This is a genomic window from Arthrobacter sp. 01L42 (assembly GCF_056400005.1).
The window spans coordinates 50,870-63,420 of the sequence record NZ_JBFTSL010000005.1; the positions used below are offsets into that span (position 1 = coordinate 50,870).

Below are 12,551 nucleotides of genomic sequence, written 5' to 3' on the forward strand. Positions count from 1 at the left end.
GCGTCGGACGTGCAAAGTGGCGCACCGAATCCCGGCCCTGCCCGCGAAATTTCAGCCGGCCGGCCTGCTGTCATCCGTTTTGGGTGATGACGGCGGCGGGTTCAGGATTCGCCGCCCAGCCGCCGCCCTGCCGCGAAGAATGCCACTTTTGCGATCAACAGGAGTGCACCTAAATCGGCAATCATTTGGACGGACACGACACCCCTCGCCAGCTGGCTTACCGGCGTAATATCCCCGAACCCGACGGTGGCAAACGTGGAAGTGGTGAAGTAAAGGGCATCGGTTCGGCTCAGGGGCTCGCTAAACGCCGCCGCAGATGTGATCGACATTGATGTGTAAAGCAGCGCGAAGAGACACAAAAACATCAACAGGGTTTCGGCGACAGCCGCGGCCGCCCGAACCCTCGGGATATGCGCCACGAGTATCAGCCGCAATTGAATTGCCAGGACTGCGAAAAAGACCAGCACGACACCCGCCAGGCGGATCCAGGCGGCCGCGGGATCGGCGTCATTGAATCCCCCGACGGGAATAAAGAAATACAGGGCGAGGACCACAACCGAAAATGCGATGAGACGTGCAATCGCGAAAATAATGACCCGCCTGCGGTCGGCCTTGTCGAGGTCATGAAGGAAAATCGGGTCTGTCGGGCTGCCGTGCTTCATAGGCATGACTGATGATACAGCCGGGCACCCAATTCGTGCCGTGCCGCAATCGGGTCGCCCTAATCGCCGTATTTTCGCACTAAGGAGCGGCGCACAAGGGGTCTTTGCGCCCTGTTGGTGCCCTTTTGCCCCCACCTAGCATGTGGAATGTGAGAGATAGGCTAGAAGCCGAATGGGTACCGGGCCCACAGTTCAAGATCCGCCCGCCTGTGCGCGGTCTCGGAGCGTTGGAGCGTCCACGTCTGGAAAGCGCCCTGTCCGCGGCCGCGGATTCGCACCGCCTGACCCTCGTCGCGGCCCCGGCCGGCTACGGCAAGTCAACTTTTCTGGGTGATTGGGTCCGCAAGTGCGCTCTGCCGTGCGCATGGCTGTCGCTGGACAGGTTCGACACGCAGCCCGCGCGGCTGTTTCACGGTGTTGTTGGGGCGATCCAGTCCGCGGCGGGCAAACTGCCGTTACCCGGAACCGACGCCCTCCTCGCCCTGGACCCGAGCCTTGCCCACGACCGGGCGGCCTCCTACGACCTTCTCCTCGGGGCACTCGAGCACCTCACTGAACCGATTGTCCTGGTGATCGATGACGTCCATTTGGCCGGGCCGGGGCTGGCGAACGGAATCGTCGGGGTGCTCGCCGCATCCGCACCCCCCTCACTGCGGCTGGTCCTCTCGGGACGCGGCCATACGTCCATTCAGCTCGAAAGATTCCGGTACGGCGAGGGACTGGGTGAACTTCGCGCCGCCGAACTGGCCTTCACGCGGGAGGAAGTTGCCCAGTTCGCCAGTGCGCTGGGACAAGATCAAACGTTCGACGCCGGGTCGCTCTGGAAGATGACTGCCGGCTGGCCTGTGGCAGTCCACGCCAGCCTGGTCTCCTTGGCGCAGGCCCGCAACGTGCCGCTTGCAACGCCAGGCTCCGCGCCTACGCACGTCCCGCTCGCCGACTACGTCGCAGAAGAGATCCTCGACCAGATCGAACCGTCGCTGGCCGAATTCATTCTCAGGGCCACTACCAGCGACTGGCTCGGACGCCGGCTCGCCGTCGAACTCGAAGGCCGTCCCCGCGGCGGCGTGCTGCTTGAGGAATGCCTCCGTAACGGGCTCTTCATCGAGGAGCACGAATACCGTGCGGGCGAATCGATGTTCCGGTGGCATTCCCTCTTCGCGGCGCAGTGCCGGCGCATCCTGCAGCGGCGCGACCCTTTGCTCGCCGAGCGTCTGCACCGCGTGGCGGCGAGGTACTACCAGGACGTCGACGTCGTCGAGGGCGTCGCCCAGGCGCTGCAAGGAAGCGCACCCCGGCAAGCCGTGATTTCCCTCGGCGCCCATTGGCTCGAATTCCTGCTCGGAAACGACGTGCAGACCCTGGAACGGCTGTGCCTGGACCTCCCGGCACCGTGGGGCGAGGATCCGGAGATCCTGATGATCCGATCGGTCTGCCGTGCCCTTTCCGGCGACGGCACCGCCGCGGCCGAGCTCACCGACCGGGCGCTGTCGCGGACCTTCGCGCTGGACGCAATTCGACGCCGGAGACTGGAGAGTTACCGGGCGCTCTACGAGCCGCTGCCCGCCGACGGCCGGCTGGACCCGCACACCGAGACGGACGACGGCCGGTCGACGACGGACATTTCAGGAGATGGCCGCTCCAGCTCCTTCTCGACAGGACTCTTCCTGCTGGCCCAGGCAGAGTTCCGGCTGCACCGCACCGGCGAACTTGGCACGGCGCTGCTCCAGGCAACGGCGGCCACAGGCAACCCGGAACAGCTGGAAGCCGTGGAAATCTGCGCCCAGGCCGAGCTCGCGTTGGCTCACGCCATCGCCGGTGACCTCGTGAGCGCCGACGAACTTGGCACGGCGGCGTTGGACCGGGGAGAGGCGCTGGGTTGGAATTCGCGGCAGCGGATGGCTCCGGCCTGGCTGGCCCGTGGCATCGCGTGCTACTGGAATGATGATCTGAAGGCTGCGCGGACCTGTCTTACCAAAGCGCAGCGATTGGGCAGCGAGCTGTTCCCGACCGGTCCGCTCAGCGCCATCTATCGGGTCCTGGTTGATTGCGCCGCCGGCGACCTGGTCCGCCTGGCCGACTCCGGTGCGGCGCTGGAGTCCTTTCACGGGCGGGGACGGTACGCCGTTTCATGGAATGCCCTGGAGACCATCGCGGTGGCGAAAATTGCCGAAGCCAGGGGCGACCGGGACGGAGCTTTGCGGACCGTCCAACCACTCGGTGCCGGGGGGCACGGCGCATTGGCGGATACGCTGCTGGCGGAGTTGCTGCGCCGCGAAGGTGACACCGCCGCTTCGCAACGCTGTGCCGAGTCACTGGCCGATCGCCGCGGCAGCTCATATATCGACACCTGCCTGAGCCTGACCGAGGCGATCATGGCCCATGGAACCGGAGATGCCGCGGCGGCACACGAGCGGATTGAACATGCTGTCCTTCGTGCCGAGCCTGAAACCGTCCTGCGTCCTTTCGCCGAACGGAGAGAGGAATTGGCGGATCTGCTCGTGGAGCACGCTGTCTGGGGCACCGCGCACGAGTCCTTCATCGCAGCGCTGATGGCACGCGAGGCACAGGGTGAGACCCGCCTTCGTGCACAGTCCTACTGGAACCTGACCGAGCGCGAACGCGAAGTCCTTTCCTACATGCGCTCGATCATGACCGCTGCTGAAATTGCCGAGGCGTTGTACATTTCCGTGAACACGGTCAAGACCCACGAACGGTCCATTTACCGCAAGCTCGGGGCGGTAAGCAGGCGCGACGCGCTCAAGACGGCAGCCAAGCGTGGCATCGTCTGAACCCCGCGGCGGCCTTGACGGCCTTCGCGGCGAGGCACCGGACCCGGATGGGGTCAGAGGCCCCTAGGCGCCGCAAACCGGCAGTGAAAGTCTGGAACCATGAAAAAAGTTGATCCCTTTGTGATCGTGATCGGATTTGACGGCTCGAAGCAATCCCACGAGGCCCTGGCGTGGGGTGTTGAAGAGGCCCGGTACCGCAGTGCGGAGCTCCGGGTCCTGACTGTCTGGAACAAGGCGCCAATGGCGTGGTATCCGGCGATGCTGGAAACGGCGGCAGGCGAAATCGTGGCGGAGGACTCCCCGGAGCAGCAGGCTGAAGCGCTGGGCGCCGAGGCGGCGAAATCCGCAGTGGGTGTCAATGTCGTGACGCGGTCCATCAAAAACGACTCAGCGGCGTCGGCAATACTTGAGGCCGCACGGGAAGCCGACCTGGTGATCGTCGGCTCCCGCGGCCACGGCGGTTTCGCCGGGCTGCACATCGGATCGGTCTCCGCCCAGGTGGCCAGCCACTCCCCGTGCCCTGTCCTGGTGATCCGGCCGAAGGCTTCCTGAGCGTCCGGCCCGCTGGCCACGGACGTCCGGGGCAATGCCGCGTGCCCACTCGACTGTGAGCACCCGATGCCAGCGAGCCGTGAGCGCTACCATCGGCGTATGACCGTCCTGGACTGGCTGATGGATTCAGATCCTTCCCTTCGATGGCAGGTGTTGCAAGATCTCAGCAACGCCGCGCCCGAGGTCGTTACCGCAGAGCGCGCGCGGGTAGCGACCGAAGGCTGGGGTGCCCGCCTGCTGGCATTGCGGGACGAGGACGGCCAATGGGCGCATGGCGCATATTTCCCCGCCCGGGGCGACCGCCCCGACGGAGGCGGTGCCGAGGGCGGCGGTCCCGAGGGCGGCGGTGCGGAGGGCGGCGGTCCCGAGGGCGGCGGTGCGGATGATGCCGGCGGTGACACAGGTTGGGACCGCGTCCCCCAGCCCTGGACCGCCACAACGTACAGCTTGCTCCTGCTGCGTGACTTCGGGGTCGACCCGCAAAGTGAGCAGATGCGCCAGACCATAGCGCTGGTCAGGGACAACTGCCGCTGGGAGGAGGGCGGCCAGCCGTATTTCCAAGGCGAGGTGGAGCCGTGCATCAACGGAATGACGGTGGCGCTCGGCTCGTACTTCGATCAGGACGTCGACGGCGTCGTCTCCAGGCTTGTCAGCGGGCAACTGGACGACGGCGGGTGGAACTGTTGGGCGGAGTCCGGCGCCGTGGTGTCCTCGGCCGCCACGACGATCAACGTCCTCGAGGGCCTCCTGGCCCACGAACGGGTCACGGGCGGCTCGGCGCAGTCCGTGGACGCGCGGCGCCGGGGCGAGGAGTATCTGCTGGAGCGGGGCCTGTTCCGACGCAAGAGCACCGGCGCGGTCATAGACCCGGCTTGGCTGACGTTCTCCTTTCCGACCCGCTGGCACTACGACGTGCTCCGTGCCCTGGAGTACTTCCGTTCGACCGGAGAGCCCCCGGACCCGCGCCTGGCCGAAGCCGTGGAGGTGCTCCGGTCAAAGGAACAGCCGGACGGGACCTGGCTGCTCGAAAACACGCATCCCGGGATCGTCCATTTCCCGGTTGATGCCGGTGACGGCCGGTCCAGCCGGTGGAACACCCTTCGCGCGTTGCGCGTACTCGACTGGTACGGGCGCGATTGAAGTGGCTGTGTGGGTTACGTGCTGCTAGGGCAGAACCTTGTAGAGGTCGATCACCGTCTCGTCGGGCGGAGCGGCGAAGCCGCCCTCAATACCCGCCTGCATCCGGGGCAGGAGGATCGTGTCCCGGAATTTTTCCCAGCTTTCTTTCGATTCGTGGACTGCCAAGACCGTCCAGCCCCCCTCGGATGCCCCGCCGGCGTGGAAGATCTGCCCCTCGGGCAGGAGCCCCGCGCCTGGATGGACGGCTGCAAGCGACGCCTCGTATTGTTCCTTGGTGCCTCCCGGAAAGAAGTGCACGATTCCGTAGGGCGTGGTGGCCATAACAACTCCTAGGCTGGTGGATTGGACTGGACAAGGCCAGTCCTAGACGCCGCCACCGGGCGTGTCAAGGGCTCGCGGAAGCAGGCGGCGGTCCGGGGAGCCGGGCGCCCCGCAGGTTCAACATTATGACCCTTCATCCCGACGCCGCGCCGGCCTTTCCACTGGTTGGAAGGGCCGGCGGTGGGCAGCTCCGCGGTCAGCCGTCCGACAGGGTCCGGACGTCCTCGGCCAGGGCAGTCCGGTAGCCAAGGTTTCGTGAGACTGCCCTCGCGGTGGCCATCACCGCCGGAGCCAGGACATTGGGCGGGGTGGTCCCGTCCGGTACAACGATCGACAGTGCGGCCACCACCGTGCCCTGGGCATCAAAGACGGGCGCCGCCACGGAAACAGTCAGCGACGGCGCGGACCGGCGGATCATGGCAATCCCCGTCCGGTGGACGTCGGACAGGGTGCGCCGCAGCTGGCCTTCCGGCATGGGAGCCACGCCCGGTTCAGTTTCCGCGGGTTCCTTGAGGATCTTTTCCTGGAATGCCGCGTCCGCGCCGGCCATCAGGACCAGGCCGACGGCCGTGGAGCGCAGGGGGAGCCGGCCGCCCACCCGGTAGGCGACTTCCGTGGCCTGCTTGGAGGAAAGCCGTTCGATCAGGACGGCCTGGTCCTTGTCCCGCACGGCGAGCAAGACGTGATGGCGCGTAACCTCGAAGAGGTCCTCAAGGTAGGGCAACGCGATTTCGCGGATCCCGTGGCCCCTCGGGGAGAGGGACGCTATTTCCCACAGCCGGACGCCCACAACGTAGCGTCCGTCGTCGAGCCGTTCCAGAGCGCCCCAGGCGACCAGCCGGGCAATGAGGCGCAACGCCGTCGGGGCGGGCATCTGCGCATAACGGGCCATCTCTGACAGGGTCAGCGCCCGGCGGCGGTCCGTGAAGACAGCGAGGAGGCTCAGGGCCCGGTCGATCACCGGTTCGCCCTGCTTGGGCCGCTTGCCGCGCGCGGCGGGCGGGTTTTCAGCGGGGGAATGCGTATCCGCGGGTGCTGTCATTCGTCATCGTTCCTTCTTCGTCGCCAGTGACGTTCACCACAATAGTGTTCCAACCAATGAAATTCTCGTGTGACGTCATTGCGTCCGCCTACGACTCTTGATGGAGCCGGTCCACCCGACCGCATCTGGGGGAAGGGCCCGGAACGCACCGGCGCCGGGCGGCCACCGTCCGGCCGGTCCGCTCCAGTCCCGACCACCACCAGATGCCGAAAACCCCCGTTGTTTTGGAACGAATGCGAAGGCGCACTACATGAAACTTCTGAACCCCACCGCCCGACGGAGCGCGGCCGTTCTGGCCGGCGTCCTGATGCTCAGCTCCGTGACCGCCTGCGGCGGCTCCGGCCAGGCGGCATCCACCGTGGATAAGACCACCCTGACAATCGGCGTCGAGAGTGACAGCGCGTCCTTCGGATTCGACCCGCTGCGGGTCTCCGACGCGCAGCGTCAGTTCTTCGAAGGCCTCTACGAGAACCTCATGACCCTGAAGGCGGACGGCTCCGTGGGGCCAGGCCTGACCACCGGTTTCAGATACAACGCCGATAACACGGTGCTGACCCTGACGCTCAAGCAGGGCGTGACGTTCACGGACGGGTCCACGCTAGACGCGGCACTGGTGAAGGCCAACTTTGACCGCCGCACGGATCCCGCCCTTTCGGCGTACTCAGCCATCGCCAAGGGCGGCGCCCAGGAACTGACTTCCGTGGACGTCATCAGCCCCACCCAGGTGTCGCTGAAGTTCGCCAAGGCGCAGCCGGGCTTCGAGAAGAACCTGACCTCCACCCTCGGCATGATCGTTGGCAAGGCAGGGGCCGCGGACACGGCAAGCCTGGCCGCCAAGCCGGACGGCTCCGGACCGTACACGCTGGACTCCGGAACCACGGTCAAGGGCAACAAGTACGTCCTGCAGAAGAACGACAAGAGCACCGACGCCGCGAAATACCCCTACAACAAGATCGTCTTCAGCGTCATCCAGGATCCGCAGGCCCGGGCCAACGCCCTCGTTTCCGGCCAGGTGGACGTCGCCCAGCTGACCTCACCCACCGTTGACTTCGTCAAGGCCAAGGGTGTCGGCGTCTCCCAGATCGGCGGCACGGTCCAGACCATGGTCGCCTTCGACAAGACGGGCAAGACGTCGCCGGCCTTCGCCAGCGAAAAGGTCCGCCAGGCGTTCCAGTACGCCATCAACCGGCAGGCACTGGTCGATGCCCTGCACAAGGGTGACATCCCGGCGTGGAACGCCCTGCCCAAGGATTCGGCCGGCTTCACGGAGGCACTGAACTCACAGTTCGCCTACGACCCCGCGAAGGCCAAGAGCCTGCTGGCGGAAGCCGGCTACGCCAACGGCTTTGAATTCACCATCGTCGCGAGCGCCACCACCCAGACCGACCTCCAGGCGGTCCAGAAGGACCTGGCCGCCGTCGGCATCACCATGCAGGTCAAGATGGCGACGTCGACAGATGAGGCGTTCGCCGCCGTCGCCACGACCCCGCTGGGCTACGCGCCGCTGGGCTGGGACAACCCTGTGGGCCTGATGTACGGCGCGATCCTCAACGGCTTCACCAACGTCCAGAAGGCCACGGACGACCAGCTCAGCGCCGCCACCGGCGAGGTCGCCGCCGCCAAGGACGATGCCGCCCGGAAAGCCGCGCTGACCAAGCTCAACACCCGGCTCGTCGAATCCGGCTGGATGATCCCGCTCTTCGAATCCCTCACCAACCAGGGCTACAACACCAAGAAGGTCAAGCCGGTGGAGTTCGCCGGCAGCAACGTGTACCCGCTGCTCTCGTCCTACGCCCCGGCCAACTGACCCCCCACCCTGCCGGGCGGCCTTCACCCCTAAGGCGAAGGCCGTCCGGCAGGACCTGACCGATGGAGGTCATCATGGCGATTTACGTCGCAAAGCGCCTGCTCATGGCGCTGGCCACCGTACTGGTGGTCGCGGTGCTGGCGTTCCTCTTGGTGCACGCAATGCCGGGCAGCCCCGGCGCCGTGTCCCTCGGCGCCGGCGCCACCCAGCAAGCCATTGACGAGGTCAACAGCCGGCTCGGCTGGTCCGATCCGCTCCCCGTCCAGTTCTTCCGCTGGCTCGGCAGCGCCGCGCAGGGAGACTTCGGGGTGTCCCTGATCGACGGCCGGTCCGTGAGCGCCGACCTGGCCAGCAGGCTGCCGGTGACGGCGGCCCTCGCGGCCGGGGCCACGGTCCTGAGCGCCGTGCTCGGCATCGGTCTTGGCGTCACGGCAGCCGTCCGCGGCGGCGTGGTCGACCGGATCGTCGGAGCCGTCTGCGGCCTCGCCGTGGCGCTGCCGGCCTTCTGGATCGGCATCATCTTTGTGTACCTCTTCGCCGTCCAGTCCTCGGTCTTTCCGGCCACCGGCTACGTCCCCTTCGAGGTCTCACCCCAGGACTGGGCCCTGTCCCTGGCCCTGCCGGTGATCACCCTCGCCGTCGGCGGTGCGGCGTTCATCGCCCGCCAGACCCGGGCATCCATGCTGGAGGCGCTGCAGCAGGAACATATCCGGACCCTGCGCGCAACGGCCACCCCCACCTGGAAGATCCTGTACGTCCACGCCCTGCGCTATGCCAGCCTGCCGATCGTGGCCGGGATCGCCCTGCAGTTCATCGGGCTGTTCGGCGGTTCGGTGATCGCGGAGCAGCTCTTCGCCATGCCGGGCCTTGGCCAGGCAGTCCAGACCTCCGTCAGCACCCACGACGCCCCGTCCGTGCAGGGCGTTGTGGTGGTCGCCACCGTTGTGGTGGTGGCCGTGAACCTCGTACTGGAGCTCGCCACCAAGTTTCTCGACCCGAAGTTGCGTGCCTCATGATCCCTTCCGTTGCCCCCGCGCCCGTCCCCGCCACCGCGAATGCGGAAGATACAGGCACAGGCGGAGCCCCACCCGCGAACACCGCCACGGGCCGGCCCGGTCCCGGCCCCGGTCCCAAAACTGGCGTCGGCCGGAGGCCTGCCCACCGCCTGTTCGCGGCGCCAGGTGCCGTGGCCGGAGTGCTCTGGCTGGCGGTCCTGGTGCTTGCCTCCCTCACGGCGCCGTGGTGGCTGCCGTACAAGACCGAGGACCAGGACTTCGCCGCCATCCTGTCCGGCCCCACTGCCGCCCACTGGCTGGGCACCGACGAACTGGGGCGGGACCTGCTCAGCCGCATCTTCGCCGCGGCCGCCGGCACCCTGGGGACATCGCTCATCACGGTGATTGTCGGCGTCGGACTCGGCACCGTCCTGGCGATGGTCGCCGCCGCTGGACAACGCACCGAAGGGCCGATCAGCCGCGTCACCGAGGTCATGATGTCCTTGCCCGGTACGGTGATCATCCTGGCGGTCATCGGTGCCGTGGGCACGAACATTCCCGTCGTCATGGCGATCCTGGGCGTCCTCATCTCGGCCGGCATCTACCGCGTGATGCTGGGCCAGGCCACCGCGCTGCAGTCACAGCTCTATGTCGACGCCGCCAAGGTGGACGGCGTGAGCACGCTCGGCATCAGCCTGCGGCACGTGCTGCCCGGGTTGAACACCACGATCGTGGTGCAGTCCGCCCTCATCTTCGCGGTGGGCATGCTGATCCAGGCCGGTCTGGCGTTCATCGGATTCGGGCCGCCCATCCCGCAGCCCAGCTGGGGCGGCATGATCCAGGGCGCATCCCAGCACGTCTACGACGCCCCCTGGCTGATGGTCCCCACCGGTGCGGTCCTGGCGCTGACGGTCCTCGCGGCCAATGCCATCGGCAACGCCCTGGGGAAAAGCCCGAACGCGGCCGCCTCCCACCTGCCCTCCGCCGCTGACCGCCGACGCCGGGCCGCTGCGTCCGCGGCTGCGCCGTCCGCAGATGCCGCCGCGCCGTCCACCGATTCCGCCGCGCCGGACGCGGCCGGCCGGCTGAGTGTCCGCGGGCTCTCGGTGGGCGTCGACGCCGGCACGCCCCTGGTCACGGAGGTCTCCTTCGACGTCGAACAGGGCACCGTGCTCGGGCTGGTGGGCGAATCCGGTTGCGGCAAAACCATGACGGCGTTGTCCCTGCTGGGCCTGTTGCCCTCGGGCGTATCCGTCACCGGAGGCCAGATCCTGTGGAACGGCCGGAACCTCGCGGCCGCCACGGAAAATGAGCTGGCCGGCGTCAGGGGACGGGAGATCGCGCTGATCTCCCAGGAACCCATGCGTGCCCTCGACCCCATGTTCACGGTCGGCTACCAGCTGGTCTCCGCCATCCGGCGCCTGCGGGGCATGGGCAAAGCCAAAGCACGCACCGAAGCCCTGAGCCTGCTCGAAAAGGTGGGCATCGTGGACGCCGCGCGCATCCTCACCTCCTACCCGCACCAGATCTCCGGCGGCATGGCCCAGCGCGTGGCCATCGCCCTGGCCTTGGCCGGCCGTCCCCGGCTGCTGGTCGCCGACGAACCCACCACAGCGCTGGACGTGACAGTACAGGCCGAAATCCTCTCGCTGCTGCGGGCACTGGTCAAGGACACAGGCATGTCCGTGGTGATGGTGACACACGACCTAGGCGTAGTGGCCGACATCTGCGACACCGTGGCCGTGATGTACGCCGGCCAGGTGGTGGAAAGCGGCCGGACCGCCAACATCCTGGACAACCCCCGCCACCCGTACACCCTGGCGTTGCTGGCCGCCGACCCGCACGCCAACACCGCCGAGGACATGCCCGAGCGGCTCGCCACCATCGACGGCCAGGTGCCGCAGCCCAAGGACTGGCCGGGCGGGTGCCGGTTCATGGCGCGTTGCCAGTTCGCCGGCTCGGCCTGCGTGGCGCCGGTCCCGCTGGTTCCCTCGGGCTCGGACGACGGCGTGGTGCGCTGCGTCAAGGCCGACGAACTGGCCGTGGAAGGCCTGGTCTGGGTGGCCACCGAAGTACCCGCCCACCGTGTCCTCGACATTCTTGAGATGGACAGCACAGTTGAGATGGACAGCACAGTTGAGAAGGACAGGACATGAGCATCGAAACAGCGGTACGCCAGGGCGGAACAGCGCAGGCTCCCGAGCAGCCGCTCCTGGACGTGGTGGACCTCGTGGTCCGTTACGGCCGGGGCCGGAAGGCCGCCGCCAGACCGGCCGCGGTGGACGGCGTGAGCTTCAGCATCCGGCCCGGGGAGACCGTGGGCCTGGTGGGGGAGTCCGGCTCCGGAAAGTCCACGATCGGCAAAGCCATCCTCGGCCTGGAAAAGAGCAGCGGGGGTTCGGTCAGCTACAACGGCACGGACATCACCCATGCCAGCCCCGCACGGCGGCGTGAACTGGGCGGCGAACTCCGGGCCGTGTTCCAGGACCCGAACTCCTCACTCAACCCCCGGCAGAGCATCGGTACCTCACTGGCCGAACCGCTGCGGATCCGTGGCGTGGCCGCCCGGGAAGCCCGGCAGCGCGCCGAGGACATGCTGGCCAGGGTGGGACTCCCGCGCGAGGCCGTGGACCGCTTTCCCGGCCAGTTTTCCGGCGGCCAGCGGCAGCGGATCGCCGTCGCCCGGGCACTGATCTGCGAGCCGAAACTCGTGGTGTGCGACGAAGCGGTCAGCGCCCTTGACCTCTCAACGCAGGCCCAGGTCCTGAACCTCCTGGCCGACCTCCGGGACGAACGGGGGCTGAGCTACCTGTTCATCGCCCACGATATCTCCGTGGTCCAGTTCCTCGCCCAGCGCGTCGTGGTGCTCTACCGCGGCCAGGTCATGGAAAGCGGCCCGGCGGCAGCCGTCACGGAGGCGCCCCAACACCCCTTCACCCAGGCGCTCGTGGCGGCCTCGCCCGTGCCCCGCCCGGCGGAGCAGGCCGAGCGGCGGCAAAAACGCGAAGCGCTGGGCGTGCGGACCGCGGCGGCCGCCGCTGCCGCTCCCGGCGGCTGCCCCTTCAGCCAGCGCTGCCCGCTGGCCACGGACTTGTGCCGGACCGAACGGCCGGCCCTGCGGAAGGTGGGCGCGTCCGACGTCGCCTGCCACTACGCCTGAACGGCACCGGTCCCGAACCTGATCCCGCGGCACCAGCGGTACCGACCAAATCCCACAGCATGGCAACTCCCCACAAGAAT

The 12,551-nt window shown here is 67.5% G+C and carries 10 protein-coding genes; 7 read left to right on the forward strand and 3 right to left on the reverse strand.

Annotation, left to right across the window (positions count from 1 at the left end):
• Positions 1-101: 101 nt before the first annotated feature.
• Positions 102-662 (reverse strand): potassium channel family protein, encoded by a 561-nt coding sequence (locus AC1DN2_RS05620; protein WP_243177831.1) that lies wholly within the window; start codon positions 660-662, stop codon positions 102-104.
• Positions 663-811: 149 nt separating this feature from the next.
• Here AC1DN2_RS05620 and AC1DN2_RS05625 point away from each other — a divergent pair, with 149 nt between their 5' ends.
• The 3 genes from AC1DN2_RS05625 (at position 812) to AC1DN2_RS05635 (ending at position 5,146) form a co-directional block, all read left to right on the forward strand.
• The gene (locus AC1DN2_RS05625) at positions 812-3,454 is read left to right on the forward strand and encodes a helix-turn-helix transcriptional regulator (RefSeq protein ID WP_476849535.1); all 2,643 of its coding nucleotides are present in this window, start codon (positions 812-814) and stop codon (positions 3,452-3,454) included.
• 99 nt (positions 3,455-3,553) lie between these two features.
• A complete protein-coding gene (locus tag AC1DN2_RS05630) occupies positions 3,554-4,006 on the forward strand; it encodes a universal stress protein (RefSeq protein WP_476849536.1) in 453 nt (150 codons plus the stop codon).
• A 99-nt stretch (positions 4,007-4,105) separates the two neighbouring features.
• On the forward strand, positions 4,106-5,146 hold the full coding sequence (locus AC1DN2_RS05635; protein WP_476849537.1) for a hypothetical protein: 1,041 nt from the start codon (positions 4,106-4,108) through the stop codon (positions 5,144-5,146).
• A gap of 24 nt (positions 5,147-5,170) precedes the next feature.
• Here AC1DN2_RS05635 and AC1DN2_RS05640 read toward each other — a convergent pair whose 3' ends face one another.
• Both AC1DN2_RS05640 and AC1DN2_RS05645 read right to left on the reverse strand, forming a co-directional pair.
• Entirely contained in the window at positions 5,171-5,467 is a 297-nt protein-coding gene (locus AC1DN2_RS05640) for a hypothetical protein (protein WP_476849538.1), read from the reverse strand.
• 196 nt (positions 5,468-5,663) lie between these two features.
• Positions 5,664-6,509 (reverse strand): IclR family transcriptional regulator, encoded by an 846-nt coding sequence (locus tag AC1DN2_RS05645; protein ID WP_476849539.1) that lies wholly within the window; start codon positions 6,507-6,509, stop codon positions 5,664-5,666.
• Positions 6,510-6,759: 250 nt separating this feature from the next.
• On the opposite strand from AC1DN2_RS05645, the gene AC1DN2_RS05650 reads away from it, so the two are divergent.
• From AC1DN2_RS05650 to AC1DN2_RS05665, 4 genes are all read left to right on the forward strand, one after another.
• The gene (locus tag AC1DN2_RS05650; protein WP_476849540.1) at positions 6,760-8,316 is read left to right on the forward strand and encodes an ABC transporter substrate-binding protein; all 1,557 of its coding nucleotides are present in this window, start codon (positions 6,760-6,762) and stop codon (positions 8,314-8,316) included.
• A 62-nt stretch (positions 8,317-8,378) separates the two neighbouring features.
• Complete coding sequence (locus AC1DN2_RS05655; RefSeq protein ID WP_476849541.1) at positions 8,379-9,332, forward strand: ABC transporter permease; 954 nt, start codon at positions 8,379-8,381, stop codon at positions 9,330-9,332.
• The gene (locus AC1DN2_RS05660) at positions 9,329-11,467 is read left to right on the forward strand and encodes a dipeptide/oligopeptide/nickel ABC transporter permease/ATP-binding protein (protein ID WP_476849542.1); all 2,139 of its coding nucleotides are present in this window, start codon (positions 9,329-9,331) and stop codon (positions 11,465-11,467) included. Before AC1DN2_RS05655 ends, AC1DN2_RS05660 begins: the two co-directional genes overlap by 4 nt.
• The gene (locus AC1DN2_RS05665; RefSeq protein ID WP_476849543.1) at positions 11,464-12,471 is read left to right on the forward strand and encodes an oligopeptide/dipeptide ABC transporter ATP-binding protein; all 1,008 of its coding nucleotides are present in this window, start codon (positions 11,464-11,466) and stop codon (positions 12,469-12,471) included. The genes AC1DN2_RS05660 and AC1DN2_RS05665 overlap by 4 nt, the downstream gene beginning before the upstream one ends.
• Positions 12,472-12,551: the final 80 nt, after the last annotated feature.